Raw genomic sequence first — 18,998 nt, forward strand, 5'->3', positions numbered from 1 at the left:
AGAACGTATAACGATGAAAGGCAGTAACAAATCCCGCTGGGCGATCGCCGCTGGTCTGATTGTGGTGGTCCTTGCCGCCGCCTGGTACTGGCATAGCCAGTCCGCGAATTCCCCGGCACCGGCTGGCGCCAGTAGCCCCTCACAGCGCCCTACGGGCAGTGGTCGCCACGGCATGCGCGGCGGCGCGCTGGCGCCGGTGCAGGCGGCAACGGCGGTGACTAAAGCGGTGCCTCGTTATCTCTCCGGGCTGGGAACCATCACCGCCGCTAACACCGTGACGGTGCGCAGCCGCGTGGACGGTCAGCTGATGGCCATTCATTTCCAGGAAGGGCAGCAGGTCAAAGCCGGCGATCTGCTGGCGGAAATCGACCCAAGCCAGTTTAAGGTGGCCCTGGCGCAGGCGCAGGGGCAGCTCGCAAAAGACAAAGCCACCCTCGCCAACGCCCGCCGCGATTTAGCCCGCTATCAGCAGTTGGTAAAAACCAACCTCGTGTCGCGCCAGGAGCTGGATACCCAGCAGTCGCTGGTCAGCGAATCGCAGGGCACCATCAAGGCCGACGAAGCCGCGGTCGCCAGCGCCCAGCTCCAGCTGGACTGGAGCCGGATCGTTGCCCCCATCGACGGGCGCGTCGGCCTCAGGCAGGTGGACATCGGCAACCAAATCTCGAGCGGCGACACCACGGGCATTGTGGTGATCACCCAGACGCACCCTATCGATCTCGTCTTTACCCTGCCGGAAAGCGACATTGCAACGGTGGTCCAGGCGCAGAAAGCCGGTAAAGGGCTGGTCGTGGAGGCCTGGGATCGCACCAACAAGCAGAAGCTGAGCGAAGGTTCGCTGCTGAGCCTGGATAACCAGATCGACACCACCACCGGCACCATCAAGCTGAAGGCGCGCTTCAACAATCAGGACGATGCCCTGTTCCCGAATCAGTTCGTCAACGCGCGTATGCTGGTCGCGACCGAAGAAAATGCGGTAGTGATCCCGACGGCGGCTCTGCAAATGGGCAGTGAAGGCAACTTTGTCTGGGTGCTGAACAGTGAAAACAAGGTCAGCAAACACCTGGTGAAAACCGGCATCCAGGACAGCCAGACGGTGGTAATCGACGCCGGGCTGTCCGCAGGCGACCGTGTCGTGACCGACGGTATTGACCGTCTGACCGAAGGGGCGCAGGTCGAGGTGGTGGAAGCTCAGACTACAGGAGCAAAAGCCTGATGCAGGTGATGCCGCCGAGCTCTACAGGTGGGCCATCACGCCTGTTCATTTTACGTCCGGTTGCGACGACCCTGTTGATGGTGGCGATCCTGCTGGCCGGGATCATTGGCTACCGTTTTCTGCCCGTGTCGGCGCTGCCGGAAGTAGACTACCCGACGATTCAGGTTGTCACCCTCTATCCGGGCGCCAGTCCGGATGTGGTGACGTCCGCAATCACCGCCCCGCTGGAGCGTCAGTTCGGCCAGATGTCTGGCCTGAAGCAGATGTCCTCCCAGAGCTCCGGCGGCGCCTCGGTCGTCACGCTTCAGTTCCAGCTCGCGCTGTCGCTGGACGTCGCCGAACAGGAGGTGCAGGCCGCCATTAACGCCGCCACCAACCTGCTGCCGTCTGACCTGCCGAACCCGCCGGTTTACAGCAAGGTGAACCCGGCAGACCCGCCGATCATGACCCTTGCCGTCACCTCCTCCGCCATGCCGATGACGCAGGTGGAAGACATGGTCGAAACCCGCGTGGCGCAAAAGATTTCGCAGGTGACCGGCGTCGGGCTGGTGACGCTCGCAGGGGGACAACGCCCCGCCGTGCGCGTTAAGCTTAATGCCCAGGCCATTGCCGCGCTGGGGTTAACCAGCGAAACCATTCGCACCGCCATCAGCAGCGCCAACGTTAACTCAGCGAAGGGCTCGCTGGACGGCCCAACCCGCGCGGTCACGCTCTCCGCCAACGACCAGATGCAGTCCGCAGATGAATACCGCCAGCTGATTGTGGCCTATCAAAACGGCGCGCCAATCCGCCTCGGGGACGTTGCCACCGTTGAGCAAGGGGCTGAAAACAGCTGGCTCGGGGCGTGGGCCAATAAGCAGCAGGCGATCGTCATGAACGTTCAGCGCCAGCCGGGCGCGAACATTATTGATACCGCCGACAGCATTCGCACCATGCTGCCGCAGCTGGTGGAAAGCCTGCCGAAATCAGTTAGCGTGAAGGTGCTTTCGGATCGCACCACCAACATTCGCGCCTCGGTATCGGACACGCAGTTCGAGCTGATGCTGGCGATTGCGCTGGTGGTCATGATCATCTACCTGTTCCTGCGCAACGTTCCGGCAACCATCATTCCCGCCGTTGCCGTGCCGCTCTCGCTGGTGGGAACGTTCGCGGTAATGGTATTTCTCGACTTTTCGATTAACAACCTGACGCTGATGGCGCTCACCATCGCCACCGGGTTCGTGGTGGACGATGCCATCGTCGTTATCGAGAACATCTCGCGCTATATCGAAAAAGGTGAAAAGCCGTTAGCCGCCGCGCTGAAGGGCGCGGGAGAAATTGGCTTTACCATCATCTCGCTGACCTTCTCGCTGATTGCAGTGCTGATCCCGCTGCTGTTTATGGGGGATATCGTCGGGCGCCTGTTCCGCGAGTTTGCCGTGACGCTGGCCGTCGCCATTCTGATCTCTGCCGTGGTGTCGCTGACGCTGACGCCGATGATGTGCGCCCGCATGCTGAGCCACGACTCTTTGCGCAAGCAAAACCGCTTCTCTCGCGCCTCCGAGCGGATGTTCGAGCGCATCATTGCCGCCTACGGTCGCGTGCTGGCAAAAGTGCTGAACCATCCGTGGGCGACGCTCGGCGTGGCCCTCGGCACGCTGGCGCTCAGCGTCATGCTGTGGATTTTCATTCCGAAAGGCTTCTTCCCGATTCAGGACAACGGCATTATTCAGGGCACGCTCCAGGCCCCGCAGTCGGTCTCCTTCGCGAATATGGCGCAGCGCCAGCAGCAGGTGTCGGAGATCATCATAAAAGATCCGGCGGTGGAAAGCCTGACCGCCTACGTGGGCGTGGACGGCACCAACCCATCGCTCAACAGCGCCCGCCTGCAAATTAACCTCAAACCGCTTGATGACCGCCACGATCGCGTCAACGCGGTGATCGAGCGCCTGCAACGCGCCGTGGCGCGCGTGCCGGGCATTGAGCTGTACCTGCAACCGATTCAGGATTTAACCATTGATACGCAGGTGAGCCGCACGCAGTACCAGTTCACGCTCCAGGCCACCTCGCTTGATGCGCTCAGCACCTGGGTGCCGCAGCTGGTGGACAAGCTGAAAGCGCTGCCGCAGGTTTCTGACGTCAGCAGCGACTGGCAGGACAAAGGGCTGGCGGCGTACGTGAACGTCAACCGCGACACCGCCAGCCGTCTGGGCATTACCATGTCCGACGTGGATAACGCGCTGTATAACGCTTTTGGCCAGCGTCTGATCTCCACCATTTACACCCAGGCGAACCAGTATCGCGTGGTGCTGGAACACAACACCGAGAACACGCCGGGGCTGGCCGCCCTGGACTCGGTGCGCCTGACCAGCCAAGACGGCGGTATTGTGCCGCTCAACGCGATTGCCACGGTGGAAGAGCGTCACGCCCCGCTGTCGATTAACCATCTCGATCAGTTTCCGTCTACCACCATTTCGTTCAACGTGCCGGACGGCTATTCCCTGGGCGAAGCGGTGGAGGCCATTCTGGGCGCGGAGAAGGAACTGAGCTTCCCGTCCGATATTCAGACCCAGTTCCAGGGCAGTACGCTGGCGTTCCAGGCCGCGCTGGGCAGCACCGTCTGGCTGATCGTCGCGGCGGTGGTGGCGATGTATATCGTGCTTGGCGTGCTGTATGAAAGCTTTATCCACCCGATCACCATCCTCTCCACCCTGCCGACGGCGGGCGTGGGAGCGCTGCTGGCGCTGATGCTGGCGGGGAGCGAGCTGGACGTGATTGCGATCATTGGCATCATCCTGCTTATCGGGATTGTGAAGAAAAACGCCATCATGATGATCGACTTTGCGCTGGCCGCCGAGCGCGAGCAGGGTATGGCGCCGCGCGAGGCCATTTTCCAGGCCTGCCTGCTGCGTTTTCGTCCGATCCTGATGACCACCCTGGCGGCCCTGCTGGGCGCCCTGCCGCTGATGCTGAGCACCGGCGTGGGGGCAGAGCTGCGCCGTCCGCTGGGTATCGGCATGGTGGGCGGCCTGCTGGTCAGCCAGGTGCTGACGCTGTTTACCACGCCGGTCATCTACCTGCTGTTCGACCGTCTGGCGCTGTGGACGAAAAGCCGCTTCCCGAAACGTGAAGAGGAGGCGTAAGTGAAGTTTTTCGCCCTCTTCATTTACCGTCCGGTGGCGACGATTTTACTCTCCGTCGCCATCACCCTGTGCGGCGTGCTGGGCTTCCGCCTGCTGCCGGTGGCGCCGCTGCCGCAGGTGGATTTCCCGGTGATCATGGTCAGCGCCTCGCTGCCGGGCGCATCGCCGGAAACCATGGCCTCATCGGTGGCGACGCCGCTTGAGCGATCGCTTGGGCGAATTGCCGGTGTTAACGAGATGACCTCCAGCAGTTCGCTGGGCAGCACGCGCATCATTCTGGAATTTAACTTCGACCGGGACATCAACGGCGCGGCGCGTGACGTGCAGGCCGCGATTAACGCCGCCCAAAGCCTGCTGCCGAGCGGCATGCCGAGCCGTCCGACCTACCGCAAGGCCAACCCGTCCGATGCGCCGATCATGATCCTGACGCTCACGTCGGAGACCTACTCTCAGGGCGAGCTGTACGATTTTGCCTCCACGCAGCTGGCGCAGACTATCGCCCAGATTGACGGCGTGGGCGACGTGGACGTCGGCGGCAGCTCCCTGCCCGCCGTGCGCGTGGGCCTGAATCCGCAGGCGCTCTTTAACCAGGGCGTGTCGCTGGACGACGTGCGTTCCGCCATCAGCAACGCCAACGTGCGTAAACCGCAGGGGGCGATTGAGGACAGCAGCCACCGCTGGCAGATCCAGACCAACGACGAGCTGAAAACCGCCGCCGAGTATCAGCCGCTGATTATTCATTACAACAACGGCGCGGCGGTGCGCCTGAGCGACGTCGCCAGCGTTACCGATTCGGTGCAGGACGTGCGCAACGCCGGGATGACCAACGCCAAACCGGCCATTTTGCTGATGATCCGCAAGCTGCCGGAAGCCAACATCATCCAGACGGTGAACAGCATCCGCGAGCGGCTGCCGGAGCTTCAGGAAACCATTCCGGCGGCGATCGATCTCCAGATTGCGCAGGACCGCTCCCCTACCATCCGCGCCTCGCTCGAAGAGGTGGAGCAGACCCTGATTATTTCCGTCGCGCTGGTGATCCTGGTGGTGTTCCTGTTCCTGCGATCGGGTCGCGCCACGCTGATCCCGGCGGTGGCGGTTCCGGTGTCGCTGATTGGCACCTTTGCCGCCATGTACCTGTGCGGCTTCAGCCTTAACAACCTGTCGCTGATGGCGCTGACAATTGCCACCGGGTTTGTGGTGGATGACGCCATCGTGGTGCTGGAAAATATCTCGCGTCATCTGGAAGCGGGCATGAAGCCGCTCCAGGCGGCGCTTCAGGGTACGCGTGAAGTGGGCTTTACGGTACTGTCCATGAGCCTGTCGCTGGTGGCGGTGTTCCTGCCGCTGCTGCTGATGGGCGGCCTGCCGGGACGACTGCTGCGCGAATTTGCCGTCACGCTTTCCGTCGCCATCGGTATCTCACTGGTGATTTCGCTAACGCTGACGCCAATGATGTGCGGCTGGATGCTCAAGCGCAGCCAACCGCACTCGCAGCCGCGCCGGAAAGGCTTTGGCCGCGTCCTGATGGCAATGCAGTCAGGCTATGGCAAATCGCTGAAATGGGTGCTGAACCACACGCGTATTGTCGGGCTGGTGCTGATGGGCACCATCGTGCTCAACGTCTGGATGTACATTACCATCCCGAAAACCTTTTTCCCGGAGCAGGATACCGGCGTGCTGATGGGCGGTATTCAGGCGGACCAGAGCATTTCGTTCCAGGCGATGCGCGGCAAGCTTCAGGACTTTATGAAAATCATCCGTGAGGATCCGGCCGTAGACAACGTCACCGGCTTTACCGGCGGCTCGCGCGTTAACAGCGGGATGATGTTTATTACCCTTAAGCCGCGCGGTGAACGTCACGAAACGGCGCAGCAGATCATTGACCGCCTGCGGGTGAAGCTCGCCAAAGAGCCGGGGGCAAACCTGTTTTTGATGGCCGTTCAGGATATCCGCGTCGGCGGACGACAGGCCAACGCCAGCTATCAGTACACCCTGCTCTCGGACGATTTAGCTGCCCTGCGCGAGTGGGAGCCGAAGATCCGAAAAGCGCTGGCCGCTCTGCCGCAGCTGGCTGACGTGAACTCCGACAGCCAGAACAACGGCGCGGAGATGGCGCTCACCTACGATCGTGAAACCATGGCCCGCCTGGGCATTAACGTGGAGGCGGCCAACAGCCTGCTGAACAACGCCTTCGGGCAGCGTGAAGTCTCCACCATCTACCAGCCGATGAACCAGTACAAGGTGGTGATGGAGGTGGATCCGCGCTACACCCAGGACATCAGCGCGCTGGATAAGATGTTTGTGATCAATGATGACGGTAAGGCGATTCCGCTGTCGTACTTCGCCAGCTGGCAGCCCTCGAACGCGCCGCTGTCGGTGAACCACCAGGGGCTTTCCGCCGCCTCGACCGTCTCGTTTAACCTGCCAACCGGCTCGTCGCTGTCTGAGGCCAGCGATGCCATTAACCGCGCCATGACCCAGCTCGGGGTACCCTCCTCCGTGCGCGGCAGTTTTGCCGGTACAGCGCAGGTGTTCCAGGACACCATGAATTCGCAGGTCATTTTGATTCTGGCGGCCATTGCCACGGTGTATATCGTGCTGGGCGTGCTGTATGAAAGCTACGTGCATCCGTTGACCATTCTCTCCACGCTGCCCTCTGCGGGCGTGGGGGCACTGCTGGCGCTGGAGCTGTTCGGTGCCCCATTCAGTCTTATCGCGCTCATCGGGATCATGCTATTGATTGGCATCGTGAAGAAAAACGCGATAATGATGGTCGACTTTGCGCTGGACGCCCAGCGCAACGGCAACCTGACGCCGGACGAGGCGATATTCCAGGCCTGTCTGCTGCGTTTTCGCCCGATCATGATGACCACGCTGGCGGCACTCTTCGGCGCGCTGCCGCTGGTCATTTCCGGCGGTGACGGCTCTGAACTGCGCCAGCCGCTGGGGATCACGATCGTCGGTGGCCTGGTAATGAGTCAGCTCCTGACGCTCTACACCACGCCGGTGGTCTATCTGTTCTTCGACCGGCTGCGGCTGCGTTTTTCGCGTAAAAAGAGAACCACGGTGACCGAGTAAATGACCGACCTTCCCGGTAACGTTCGCTGGCAGTTGTGGATAGTCGCGTTCGGCTTCTTTATGCAGTCGCTGGACACGACTATCGTGAACACTGCCCTCCCCTCGATGGCAAAAAGCCTGGGGGAGAGCCCGCTGCACATGCATATGGTGATTGTCGCCTACGTGCTGACGGTCGCCGTGATGCTGCCCGCCAGCGGCTGGCTGGCGGATAAGGTCGGCGTGCGGAACATCTTCTTCACCGCCATCGTGCTGTTTACCACCGGGTCGCTGTTTTGCGCTCAGGCCAATACCCTTGACCAGCTGGTGATGGCGCGCGTGCTACAGGGCGTCGGCGGCGCAATGATGGTGCCCGTCGGGCGGCTAACAGTGATGAAAATTGTTCCGCGCGCGCAGTATATGGCGGCGATGACCTTTGTCACCCTGCCCGGTCAGGTCGGCCCGCTGCTTGGCCCGGCGCTGGGCGGTATTCTGGTGGAGTACGCCTCCTGGCACTGGATCTTCCTGATTAACCTGCCGGTCGGTATCATCGGCGCGATTGCCACCCTGACGCTGATGCCGAACTATAAAATGCAGACCCGGCGCTTTGATTTCTTTGGCTTCATCCTGCTGGCCGCCGGCATGGCGACGCTCACCCTGGCGCTGGACGGGCAAAAAGGGCTGGGGATTTCGTCCCTGTCGCTCGCCCTGCTGGTGGCGCTGGGTGTCACCGCTATTCTCTGGTATCTGTGGCATGCCAGAGGCAACGACAGGGCGCTGTTCAGCCTGAACTTGTTTAACACACCAACCTACCGTCTGGGGCTTTTGGGCAGCTTCGCCGGTCGTATCGGCAGCGGCATGCTGCCGTTTATGACGCCGGTATTTTTACAGATTGGGATGGGCTTTTCGCCGTTCCACGCGGGGTTGATGATGATCCCGATGGTGCTCGGCAGCATGGGGATGAAGCGTATTGTGGTGCAGGTGGTAAACCGCTTTGGCTACCGCCGCGTGCTGGTGGCCGCCACGCTCGGGCTGGCGCTGGTCACCCTGCTGTTTATGGCCGTGGCGCTGATGGGCTGGTACTACGTCCTGCCGCTGGTGCTGTTCTGCCAGGGGATCGTCAACTCCATGCGCTTCTCGTCCATGAACACCCTGACGCTGAAAGATCTGCCGGACGAGCTGGCGAGCAGCGGTAACAGCCTGCTGTCGATGATCATGCAGCTCTCCATGAGTGTGGGGGTCACGGTGGCCGGCTTGCTGCTCGGCATGTACGGCCAGCACCACCTCAGCGTCGACACCCCCGTCGCGCATCAGGTCTTTTTATACACCTACCTCAGCATGGCGGCGATCGTCGCCCTGCCCGCTTTTATCTTTGCCAGAGTACCGAATGACACGACCAAAAATGTCGTGCTCCGACGCGGCAAAAGGAGTACACCATGAAATTCTGGCGTCCGGGGATCACCGGTAAGCTTTTTGTGGCGATTTTCGCCACCTGTATTGTCCTGCTGATTACCATGCACTGGGCGGTGCGGGTCAGTTTTGAGCGCGGGTTTATTGACTACATCAAGCACGGTAACGAACAGCGCTTACAGGGCTTAAGCGACGCGCTGGGCGAGCAGTACAGCCTGCACGGTAACTGGCGTTTTCTGCGCAATAATGACCGCTTTATATTTCAAATTCTGCGCTCGCTGGAGCACGATAATGACGACGACCGTCCGGGGCCGGGCATGCCACCTCACGGCTGGCGCACCCAGTTCTGGGTGATTGATCAGGAGATGCGCGTGCTCGTTGGCCCGCGCTCGCCGGTACCGCCGGACGGCACAAAGCGCGCCATCACCTCGAACGGTGCCACGGTGGGCTGGGTCATCGCCTCGCCGGTCGAGCGGCTGACGCGCAACACCGACATCAACTTTGACCGCCAGCAGCGTCAGACCAGCTGGCTGATTGTCGCGCTCTCTACCCTGCTTGCCGCGCTCGCCACCTTCCCGCTGGCGCGCGGTCTGCTGGCGCCGGTTAAGCGCCTTGTTGAGGGCACACACAAGCTGGCGGCGGGTGATTTCTCGACCCGCGTGGACACCCGCAGCCAGGACGAGCTGGGCAAGCTGGCGCAGGACTTTAACCAGCTCGCCAGCACGCTGGAGAAAAACCAGCAGATGCGCCGCGACTTTATGGCCGACATTTCGCACGAGCTGCGCACCCCGCTGGCGGTGCTGCGCGGCGAGCTTGAGGCGATTCAGGACGGCGTGCGGCAGTTCACTCCCGAGTCCGTGGCCTCGTTACAGGCGGAAGTCGGTACGCTGACCAAGCTGGTGGACGATCTGCATCAGCTTTCCATGTCCGACGAAGGCGCCCTGGCCTACCAGAAAGCTCCAATCGACGTGATCAATATTCTTGAAGTCGTGACCGGCGCATTCCGCGAACGCTTCGCCAGCCGTGACCTGAAAATCAACCTCTCGCTGCCGGACAGCGCGGTGGTGTTTGGCGACAAAGATCGCCTGATGCAATTATTCAATAATCTGCTGGAGAACAGCCTTCGCTATACCGACGGCGGCGGCGCGCTGCATATCTCCGGCAAGCAGGAAAACGGGCGCTTTGCCCTGACCTTCGCGGACTCCGCCCCTGGCGTGAAGGATGCGCAGCTGGAAAAACTGTTCGAGCGCTTCTATCGCACCGAAGGTTCCCGCAACCGCGCCAGCGGCGGTTCCGGCCTTGGGCTGGCGATTTGCGTTAATATTGTGGAAGCCCACGGCGGCACCATCCGCGCCGCCCATTCGCCTTTTGGCGGGGTTAGCATTACAGTAGAGTTACCTCTGGAACGGGATTTATCGAGGGAAGCATGACCGAGTTACCGATTGACGACAACACACCGCGCATTTTGATCGTGGAAGACGAGCCTAAACTGGGGCAACTGCTGATCGACTATTTGCGTACCGCGAGCTACGCGCCCACGCTTATCAGCCACGGCGACCAGGTGCTGCCCTACGTGCGCCAGACGCCGCCGGATCTGATCCTGCTGGATCTGATGCTCCCGGGTACTGACGGCCTGACCCTGTGCCGTGAAATTCGTCGTTTCTCCGACGTACCCATCGTGATGGTGACGGCCAAAATCGAAGAGATCGACCGCCTGCTGGGGCTTGAAATCGGCGCCGACGATTATATCTGCAAGCCTTACAGCCCGCGCGAAGTGGTTGCTCGCGTGAAAACCATCCTCCGCCGCTGCAAGCCGCAGCGTGAATTGCAGGTGCTGGATGCGCAAAGCCCGCTGATTGTCGACGAAAGCCGCTTCCAGGCGAGCTGGCGCAACAAGCTGCTGGACCTCACCCCTGCGGAGTTCCGCCTGCTGAAAACGCTCTCCCACGAGCCGGGGAAAGTGTTTTCCCGCGAACAGTTGCTTAACCATCTGTATGACGATTACCGCGTGGTGACGGACCGCACCATCGACAGCCACATCAAAAACCTGCGCCGCAAGCTGGAGTCGCTGGATGCCGACCAGTCGTTTATTCGTGCGGTGTACGGCGTGGGGTATCGATGGGAAGCGGACGCGTGCAGGATTGCCTAGTCAGCTGCGGGACAATCCAGGCCGGGTAAGGCGAAGCCGTCACCCGGCACAAGAACTTTACCTCCCCGCCCCGCAGCGCTACAATGCCCGCCCTTAAAGTGGGGGATCTCCCCTTACCGCTGCACCAGGTGTATGCGGATCTGACCTGTCATCAGAACGAGAACAAACATGTTTAAACCGGAACTCCTTTCCCCGGCGGGAACGCTGCAAAATATGCGTTACGCTTTCGCCTATGGTGCCGACGCCGTCTACGCGGGCCAGCCGCGTTACTCGCTGCGCGTGCGTAACAACGAATTCAACCACGAGAATCTTCAGCTCGGCATTAACGAAGCGCATGCCCTGGGCAAAAAATTCTACGTGGTGGTGAACATCGCGCCGCACAACGCCAAGCTGAAAACGTTCATTCGCGACCTGAAGCCGGTCGTGGAGATGGGGCCGGACGCGCTGATCATGTCGGACCCGGGTTTAATCATGCTGGTTCGGGAGAACTTCCCGGAGATGGACATTCACCTTTCGGTGCAGGCTAACGCCGTCAACTGGGCAACGGTGAAATTCTGGAAGCAGATGGGGCTGACCCGCGTCATTCTGTCTCGCGAGCTGTCTCTCGAAGAGATCGAAGAGATCCGCACCCAGGTGCCGGATATGGAGATCGAAATCTTCGTTCACGGCGCGCTGTGCATGGCCTACTCCGGCCGCTGCCTGCTCTCTGGCTATATCAACAAGCGTGACCCGAACCAGGGCACCTGCACCAACGCCTGCCGCTGGGAATATAACGTTCAGGAAGGCAAAGAGGATGAGATTGGGAACATCGTGCATAAACACGAGCCGATCCCGGTCACCAATGTTGAGCCAACGCTGGGTATCGGCGCGCCGACCGACAGCGTGTTTATGATTGAAGAAGCCAAACGTCCGGGCGAGTACATGACCGCCTTTGAAGACGAGCACGGCACCTACATCATGAACTCGAAGGATCTCCGCGCCATCGCGCACGTGGAGCGTTTAACCCAGATGGGCGTGCACTCCCTGAAAATCGAAGGCCGCACCAAGTCCTACTACTACTGCGCCCGCACCGCGCAGGTGTATCGCAAAGCCATCGACGATGCCGCCGCTGGTAAACCGTTCGACACCAGCCTGCTGGAAACGCTGGAAGGTCTGGCGCATCGCGGCTATACCGAAGGTTTCCTGCGTCGTCACACCCACGACGACTACCAGAACTACGAGCATGGCTACTCGATTTCTGAACGCCAGCAGTTTGTCGGTGACTTCACCGGCGAGCGTAAAGGCCCGCTGGCTGCCGTCGCCGTAAAAAACAAATTCACCAAAGGCGACAGCCTGGAGCTGATGACGCCGCAGGGCAACATGAACTTCCGCCTGGAGCACCTGGAAAACAAAAAAGGTGAGGCGATTGAGGTCGCACCGGGCGATGGCCATGTGGTCTGGCTGCCGGTTCCTGAAGAGGTAGAGCTGGAGTTTGCGCTGCTGATGCGTAATTTTGAAGGTGAAAATACCCGAAATCCACACGGCAAATAGTCAATCAACGGGATTTTTTCACGCTGGGATAATTCTTAGAATCGGATCACATACCGCTTCGTTCAATACGGGTATTATCCCCCCGCTGAAAAACATAACCCATAAATGCTAGCTGTACCAGGAACCACCTCCTTAGCCTGCGTAATCTCCCTTACGCGGGCTTATTTTTGCCTTTCATCCTGTTCTTACCCGCTTTGTTCTTCTCTGGGATACACTCTTTCTATAGTTAAAAAAGGGAGCAAACCGGATGGCAACCTATCCAGACAGTTTATTAATTCTCAACGGCAAAAGTGCAGGCAACGATCTGTTGCGCCAGGCGATTACCGAATTGCGTGAAGATGGCGCGCGCATTCACGTGCGGGTGACCTTTGAAAAAGGCGATGCTGCACGCTATATCGACGAGGGCATCAGGTTAGGCGCTGAAACCATTATTTCCGGCGGCGGCGACGGAACGATCAACGAAATCGCCGGCGCGCTGATTGACCTCAACACAGCAGATCGCCCGGTGATGGGCATTTTACCGCTCGGTACCGCCAATGATTTTGCCACCAGCGCCGGCATACCTGAGGATTTAGGAAAAGCGCTGCAACTGGCCATCCTCGGTAAAGCGACCCCCGTCGATATCGCTCAGGTGAATGAAAAAACCTGCTTCATCAATATGGCGACGGGCGGTTTCGGCACGCGGATCACCAGCGAAACGCCGGAAAAGCTGAAGGCCGCGCTGGGCGGCGTCTCGTATCTCATTCACGGCCTGATGCGCATGGACACGCTCAAGCCGGACAGCTGTGAAATCCACGGTGAGAACTTCCACTGGCAGGGCAACGCGCTGGTGATTGGCATCGGCAACGGGCGGCAGGCGGGCGGCGGACAGCAGCTTTGCCCGGAAGCATTGATTAATGACGGTCAGCTACAGCTGCGTATTTTTACCGGCGACGGGCTGCTGCCCGCACTGTTTACGACGCTGACGCAGCCGGAGGAGAGCCCTAACATCATCGACGGCACATCCGCGTGGTTTGAGGTGATCGCCCCCCACGGCATGACCTTTAACCTTGACGGAGAGCCGCTCAGCGGTGAGCGATTCCGCATCGAAGTTTTGCCCGGCGCGTTGCAGTGCCGGTTGCCGCCGGACTGTCAGCTTTTGCGCTGATGTGTTGCCGGGTGGCGGCCCTCTTCCCGTATGCGCGGAACCGTCCCCTCTCCCCGTTGGGGAGAGGGTTAGGGTGAGGGGAAAAAGACTTAAGCGATCGTGACTTTACTGTCCAGATAGACGTCCTGAACCGCGTTAATCAGCTTCACGCCGTCGGCCATGGATTTTTTGAACGCCTTACGGCCGAGGATCAGCCCCATGCCGCCCGCGCGTTTGTTTATCACCGCCGTGCGCACCGCGTCGGTCAGGTCGGTTTCACCGCCTGCCGCACCGCCGGAGTTTATCAGCCCGGCGCGGCCCATGTAGCAGTTCGCCAGCTGGTAACGCACCAGATCGATCGGGTTGTCGCTGGTCAGCTTGCTGTAGACCCGGTCGTCGGTGTAGCCAAAATTCACCGCCTTATAGCCGCCGTTATTCTCGGCCATTTTCTGCTTCACGATGTCCGCGCCGATGGTCGCCGCCAGGTGGTTTGCCTGACCGGTCAGATCCGCAGACACGTGGTAATCCACGCCGTCTTTCTTGAACGACCCGTTGCGCAGATAGGCCCACAGCACGGTCACCATGCCCAGCTCGTGGGCGCGCTCGAACGCTGCGGAGATCTCCTCTATCTGACGACGCGACTGTTCAGAGCCGAAATAGATCGTCGCCCCGACCGCCACCGCGCCCATATTGAACGCCTGCTCGACGCTGGCGTACAGCGTCTGGTCGTATTCGGTTGGGTAGCTCAGGGTTTCGTTATGGTTCAGCTTGACGAGGAACGGAATGCGGTGGGCATAGCGACGCGACACGGAGGCCAGTACGCCGTAGGTGGAGGCCACGCAGTTACAGCCCGCCTCAATCGCCAGCTCGACGATGTTTTTCGGATCGAAGTAGAGCGGGTTCGCGGCAAACGACGCCCCCGCAGAGTGTTCAACGCCCTGGTCAACGGGCAGAATAGAGAGGTACCCGGTTCCGCCTAGCCGTCCGGTATTATAAAGCGTCTGCATGTTTCGCAGTACGGCAGGCGGACGGTTGTTGTCGACCATGACGCGGTCAACGTAGTCATGGCCAGGCAGGTAAAGCTGGTCGGCTGGAATGGTCATACAACGATGCTGTAAAAGGCTGTCGGCGTCTTTGCCAAGCAACTGCGCAATATCAGTCATAGTGATGCTCCCGTAAGTCCGACGTGATGTCGGAGCGTGTGATCCAAACCCACGTTTTTGCAGGCAGACTAAGCCTGGTACCGACTTACTCTATTTTCCACCATTTGCAACTTTTTTAAGCACAATCTGCTGGCTCGTTTCGTGTACAACATTTTTGTTACACTGATCAAACAATCGCCTTAAAGGTATTTAAAAGGTATTATCACATGGTATGTTAACCGCGTACCTCTGACATGCAGGATTAAAAAATGAAAACGAAAGTCCAACTGTCATTCATGATGTTCGTTGAATGGTTTATCTGGGGCGCGTGGTTTGTGCCATTGTGGCTGTGGCTTAGCAAGAGCGGGTTTACTGCCGGCGAAATCGGCTGGTCGTATGCCTGTACCGCCATCGCCGCGATCCTCTCCCCCATCCTGGTCGGCTCGCTGACGGACCGCTTCTTCGCCGCCCAGAAGGTGCTGGCGGTGCTGATGTTCGCCGGCGCGATCCTGATGTACTTCGCCGCACAGCAAACCCAGTTCAGCACCTTCTTCCCGCTGCTGCTGGCCTACTCCCTGACCTATATGCCGACCATCGCGCTGACCAACAGTATCGCCTTTGCGAACGTCGATGACGTGGAGGCCGATTTCCCGCGCATCCGCGTGATGGGCACCATCGGCTGGATTGCCTCGGGCCTGGCGTGCGGCTTCCTGCCGCAGATGATGGGCTATAGCGACATCTCCGACACCAATATTCCCCTGCTGATGACCGCAGCCAGCTCCCTTCTGCTCGGCGTCTTCGCGCTGTTCCTGCCGAATACCCCGCCGAAGAGCACCGGCAAGCTGGATTTCAAAGTCATGCTGGGGCTGGACGCGCTGATCCTGCTGCGCGACAAAAACTTCCTGGTGTTCTTCTTCTGCTCGTTCCTGTTTGCCATGCCGCTGGCCTTCTACTACATCTTTGCCAACGGCTATCTCACCGAAGTGGGGATGAAAAACGCTACCGGCTGGATGACCCTCGGCCAGTTCTCTGAAATTTTCTTCATGCTCGCCCTGCCGTTCTTTACCAAACGCTTTGGTATTAAGAAGGTCTTGCTGCTGGGCCTGATCACCGCCGCCATTCGCTACGGCTTCTTTGTTTACGGTGGCGCCGAGCAGTACTTCACCTACGCCCTGCTGTTCCTCGGCATTCTGCTGCACGGCGTGAGCTATGACTTCTATTACGTCACCGCGTACATCTACGTGGATAAAAAAGCGCCCGTGCATATGCGCAACGCGGCGCAGGGCTTGATCACGCTGTGCTGTCAGGGCTTTGGTAGCCTGCTGGGTTACCGTCTCGGCGGCGTGATGATGGAAAAAATGTTCGCATATAAAGAGCCGGTGAATGGGCTGACCTTCAACTGGGCCGGAATGTGGACGTTTGGTGCAATCATGATTGTGGTGATTGCCGTGCTGTTTATGCTGTTTTTCCGCGAATCGGATAAAGAGATCACCGCAATTGAGGTGGTTGATGGCGATACCGCGCTGACACGAGGGGAAGTTAAATGAAACAAGACCGTATTCTCGGTGCCCTTTACGGGCAGGCGTTAGGGGATGCGATGGGAATGCCGTCGGAGCTGTGGCCGCGCAAGCGGGTAAAAGCACACTTCGGCTGGATCGACCGTTTCTTACCCGGCCCGGCCGAGAATAATGCCGCCTGCTACTTCAGGCAGGCGGAGTTTACCGATGATACATCCATGGCGCTGTGCCTGGCCGATGCGATTATCGAATGCGACGGGGACATTAATCCTGACGTTATCGGTAAGCATATTCTGAACTGGGCGCTGGATTTCGACGCGTTCAATAAGAATGTGCTTGGCCCGACCTCCAAAATTGCCCTGAACGCCATCCGCGACGGCAGGCCGGTGAGCGAGCTGGAAAATAACGGCGTCACCAACGGGGCCGCAATGCGCGCCTCCCCGCTGGGCTGCCTGCTGCCCGCCACGCGTCTGACGCACTTTGTGGAACAGGTTGCGTTAGCCTCCAGCCCGACCCATAAATCGGATCTCGCCATCGCCGGTGCGGTGGTCATCGCGTGGGCGGTTTCGCGCGCTATCGACGGCGAGTGCTGGCAGAACATCGCTGATGCCCTGCCGGGTATTGCCCGCGCGGCCCAGGAGGCCAACACGACCACCTTCAGCGCATCGCTTTCGGCACGCATTGAGCTGGCCCTGAAAACCGTGCGCGAAGCTAACGGTACGGAATCCGCCAGCGAGCAGATCTATCAGCTTATTGGCGCGGGCACGAGTACCCTGGAGTCCGTTCCGGCGGCCATTGCGATGGTCGAACTGGCGGGAACCGACCCGAACCGCTGCGCGTTTTTATGCGCCAACCTGGGGGGTGACACCGACACTATCGGCGCGATGGCAACCGCCATCTGCGGCGCCCTGCACGGTATACAGGCCATTGATCCGGCGCTCAGGCGCGAACTGGATGCCGTCAACCGGCTTGATTTTGGCCACTACTGCGACAAGCTGCTGCACTTCCGGGAGCAAAGGGAGGGTGTATGAGTGCTTTTGCCCGCCGTCTCGAAACGCTTCACGCCACGCGTCCGGTAACGGTGCTGGGCGCGGCGGTGATCGACGTGATTGCCGACGCCTACGCCCTGCCCTGGCGCGGGTGTGATATCGAGCTGAAGCAACAGGGCGTGAATATTGGCGGCTGCGCGCTGAATATCGCCATCGCCCTCAAGCGGCTCGGCATTGCTGCGCAAAACGCGCTTCCCGTGGGCCACGGCGTGTGGGCCGATATTATCCGTAACGCCATGGCGAAGCAGGATTTGCACAGCACCGTGGAAGCGGAAACGGGCGATAACGGCTGGTGTCTGGCGCTGGTGGAGCCTGACGGTGAACGCACCTTTATGTCGTTCAGCGGCGTGGAGAATCAGTGGCAGCAGCGCTGGCTGGACGGGTTAAGCGTGCCGGAGAAAAGCCTGATCTATTTGTCCGGCTACCAGCTGGCGTCGCCCAGCGGCGAGCTGCTGACGGCCTGGGTGGAAAGTCTTCAGGATGTAACGCTCTTTATTGATTTCGGTCCGCGTATTGCGGATATCCCCGACCCGCTGATGGCGCGAATGATGGCCTGCAAACCGATTGTCTCGCTTAATCGTCAGGAGGCAGAGCTTGCCGCTGAATGGCTTGGCGTGTACGTGGAGCAGCTCGGCAAACAGTGGCAGCAGCGTTTTAGCGCTGCGCTGATCGTGCGCCAGGATAAAGACGGGGCGATCTGGTATGACGGTGACGCCTCCGGACACGTTCCGGCGTTTCCTGCTGACGTGGTCGATACCATCGGCGCGGGTGACAGCCATGCGGGAGGCACCCTTGCCGGGCTGGCAGCGGGATGGTCACTGCCGGAGTCGGTGCAGCTTGGCAATGCCGTAGCCGCCTGGGTCGTCAGCCATCGCGGTGGAGACTGCGCCCCCACGCGCGACGCACTACTCCTCGCACACAAAGACGTATAGGTCGCTGCGGCAGTAGCTGATGCTGTACTCAATGGGACGGTGCTGTTGATCGAGCGCGACCTGCTTGATCACCAGCACCGGTATCTTATCGTCCATCTTTATATGCGTCTGAAACTCGCTGTCCGGCATCCGGGCGCTGACGCGGGAACGGGTGCGCTGCGGAAAGATATTCTGGCTGCGGAAGTAATCATAAAGCGAGACGCCAATATCGTCCGCGTTGGGAATTAACCCTACCGGTACCCAGGACTCCTCAATAGATACCGCATCGTCGTCCACATAACGGATGCGCTTAAGCAGAAACACGTCGCTTTCCGGCGCAAGGGAAAGATGGCGGGCGATCTCTTCCGGGCACTTCACCACGCGTTTATTCACCCACAGCGTGTTGGGCGTTTTGCCCCGCAGCACCACCTGCTGGGAAAACCCCCGAGCCTCTTTCAGCGAATATTCAAAGATATTGTTGATTTGCGTGCCGTAGCCGCGCGCCCGGGTGACGACCCCGGCCTCCTCCAGCGCCTGCATCGCTTTACGCACCGTAATGCGCGATACGCCGGCAAGCTGGCTCAGGTCACGTTCGCCGGGCAAAATATTCCCGTGAGCGAGCACGCCGCTGCGCACCGCGTTTTTGACCGTTTCGGCAAATTTCAGATACAGCGGCGTGTTGTCCGGTGCGGCTATTCGTTCCTTGAGCTGGGCAATTAACCGGGTATGCGCTTGTTCCATCTCTGTTTTTCTCTGGCATGAGGTTTCATGC

General features: G+C 59.9%; 13 protein-coding genes. 11 read left to right on the forward strand and 2 right to left on the reverse strand.

Annotated features, from left to right (window positions below; translation table 11 throughout):
- The first annotated feature begins 13 nt into the window (after positions 1-13).
- The 8 genes from N5C09_RS09030 (at position 14) to yegS (ending at position 13,628) form a co-directional block, all read left to right on the forward strand.
- Positions 14-1,216, forward strand: a complete 1,203-nt coding sequence (locus N5C09_RS09030; RefSeq protein WP_279748900.1) for an MdtA/MuxA family multidrug efflux RND transporter periplasmic adaptor subunit — start codon at positions 14-16, stop codon at positions 1,214-1,216.
- The gene (locus N5C09_RS09035; protein ID WP_279748901.1) at positions 1,216-4,338 is read left to right on the forward strand and encodes an MdtB/MuxB family multidrug efflux RND transporter permease subunit; all 3,123 of its coding nucleotides are present in this window, start codon (positions 1,216-1,218) and stop codon (positions 4,336-4,338) included. Before N5C09_RS09030 ends, N5C09_RS09035 begins: the two co-directional genes overlap by 1 nt.
- Positions 4,339-7,416 carry a multidrug efflux RND transporter permease subunit MdtC gene (gene mdtC / locus N5C09_RS09040; RefSeq protein ID WP_063868343.1) on the forward strand — a complete coding sequence of 1,026 codons (3,078 nt, stop codon included), beginning with the start codon at positions 4,339-4,341 and terminating at the stop codon, positions 7,414-7,416.
- Positions 7,417-8,832, forward strand: a complete 1,416-nt coding sequence (locus tag N5C09_RS09045; RefSeq protein WP_193528372.1) for an MFS transporter — start codon at positions 7,417-7,419, stop codon at positions 8,830-8,832.
- Positions 8,829-10,232, forward strand: coding sequence for a two-component system sensor histidine kinase BaeS (baeS, locus tag N5C09_RS09050; protein WP_063450270.1), 1,404 nt, complete (start codon positions 8,829-8,831; stop codon positions 10,230-10,232). Before N5C09_RS09045 ends, baeS begins: the two co-directional genes overlap by 4 nt.
- Positions 10,229-10,951 (forward strand): two-component system response regulator BaeR, encoded by a 723-nt coding sequence (gene baeR, locus N5C09_RS09055; RefSeq protein ID WP_063450271.1) that lies wholly within the window; start codon positions 10,229-10,231, stop codon positions 10,949-10,951. The genes baeS and baeR overlap by 4 nt, the downstream gene beginning before the upstream one ends.
- Before the next feature lie 168 nt (positions 10,952-11,119).
- Positions 11,120-12,481, forward strand: a complete 1,362-nt coding sequence (gene yegQ, locus N5C09_RS09060; RefSeq protein ID WP_063868340.1) for a tRNA 5-hydroxyuridine modification protein YegQ — start codon at positions 11,120-11,122, stop codon at positions 12,479-12,481.
- Positions 12,482-12,728: 247 nt separating this feature from the next.
- Positions 12,729-13,628 (forward strand): lipid kinase YegS, encoded by a 900-nt coding sequence (gene yegS, locus N5C09_RS09065; protein ID WP_063868339.1) that lies wholly within the window; start codon positions 12,729-12,731, stop codon positions 13,626-13,628.
- 89 nt (positions 13,629-13,717) lie between these two features.
- On the opposite strand, the gene fbaB is transcribed toward yegS, so the two are convergent.
- Entirely contained in the window at positions 13,718-14,770 is a 1,053-nt protein-coding gene (fbaB, locus tag N5C09_RS09070) for a class I fructose-bisphosphate aldolase (protein ID WP_022648654.1), read from the reverse strand.
- A gap of 248 nt (positions 14,771-15,018) precedes the next feature.
- On the opposite strand from fbaB, the gene N5C09_RS09075 reads away from it, so the two are divergent.
- From N5C09_RS09075 to N5C09_RS09085, 3 genes are read left to right on the forward strand one after another with little or no spacing between them, the layout of a single operon-like run.
- Positions 15,019-16,296: a nucleoside permease gene (locus N5C09_RS09075; RefSeq protein ID WP_003859236.1), complete on the forward strand. Its 1,278-nt coding sequence runs from the start codon at positions 15,019-15,021 to the stop codon at positions 16,294-16,296.
- A complete protein-coding gene (locus tag N5C09_RS09080) occupies positions 16,293-17,297 on the forward strand; it encodes an ADP-ribosylglycohydrolase family protein (RefSeq protein WP_193038244.1) in 1,005 nt (334 codons plus the stop codon). Before N5C09_RS09075 ends, N5C09_RS09080 begins: the two co-directional genes overlap by 4 nt.
- Positions 17,294-18,247, forward strand: a complete 954-nt coding sequence (locus N5C09_RS09085; protein WP_279748903.1) for a PfkB family carbohydrate kinase — start codon at positions 17,294-17,296, stop codon at positions 18,245-18,247. Before N5C09_RS09080 ends, N5C09_RS09085 begins: the two co-directional genes overlap by 4 nt.
- On the opposite strand, the gene N5C09_RS09090 is transcribed toward N5C09_RS09085, so the two are convergent.
- Positions 18,221-18,967 carry a GntR family transcriptional regulator gene (locus N5C09_RS09090; protein ID WP_279748904.1) on the reverse strand — a complete coding sequence of 249 codons (747 nt, stop codon included), beginning with the start codon at positions 18,965-18,967 and terminating at the stop codon, positions 18,221-18,223. The two genes, N5C09_RS09085 and N5C09_RS09090, sit on opposite strands and share 27 nt — an antisense overlap.
- Positions 18,968-18,998 lie beyond the last annotated feature (31 nt).

The sequence above is a fragment of the Enterobacter sp. GD03975 genome, assembly GCF_029838645.1.
Taxonomy (GTDB): Bacteria; Pseudomonadota; Gammaproteobacteria; order Enterobacterales; family Enterobacteriaceae; genus Enterobacter; species Enterobacter quasihormaechei.

Bases quoted from the DNA above. Each gene is read 5' to 3' on its own strand.
- N5C09_RS09030 (WP_279748900.1), top strand. From the start codon at position 14: ATGAAAGGCAGTAACAAATCCCGCTGGGCGATCGCCGCTGGTCTGATT.
- N5C09_RS09035 (WP_279748901.1), top strand. From the start codon at position 1,216: ATGCAGGTGATGCCGCCGAGCTCTACAGGTGGGCCATCACGCCTGTTC.
- N5C09_RS09045 (WP_193528372.1), top strand. From the start codon at position 7,417: ATGACCGACCTTCCCGGTAACGTTCGCTGGCAGTTGTGGATAGTCGCG.
- baeS (WP_063450270.1), top strand. From the start codon at position 8,829: ATGAAATTCTGGCGTCCGGGGATCACCGGTAAGCTTTTTGTGGCGATT.
- baeR (WP_063450271.1), top strand. From the start codon at position 10,229: ATGACCGAGTTACCGATTGACGACAACACACCGCGCATTTTGATCGTG.
- yegQ (WP_063868340.1), top strand. From the start codon at position 11,120: ATGTTTAAACCGGAACTCCTTTCCCCGGCGGGAACGCTGCAAAATATG.
- yegS (WP_063868339.1), top strand. From the start codon at position 12,729: ATGGCAACCTATCCAGACAGTTTATTAATTCTCAACGGCAAAAGTGCA.
- fbaB (WP_022648654.1), bottom strand. From the start codon at position 14,770: ATGACTGATATTGCGCAGTTGCTTGGCAAAGACGCCGACAGCCTTTTA.
- N5C09_RS09075 (WP_003859236.1), top strand. From the start codon at position 15,019: ATGAAAACGAAAGTCCAACTGTCATTCATGATGTTCGTTGAATGGTTT.
- N5C09_RS09080 (WP_193038244.1), top strand. From the start codon at position 16,293: ATGAAACAAGACCGTATTCTCGGTGCCCTTTACGGGCAGGCGTTAGGG.
- N5C09_RS09085 (WP_279748903.1), top strand. From the start codon at position 17,294: ATGAGTGCTTTTGCCCGCCGTCTCGAAACGCTTCACGCCACGCGTCCG.
- N5C09_RS09090 (WP_279748904.1), bottom strand. From the start codon at position 18,967: ATGGAACAAGCGCATACCCGGTTAATTGCCCAGCTCAAGGAACGAATA.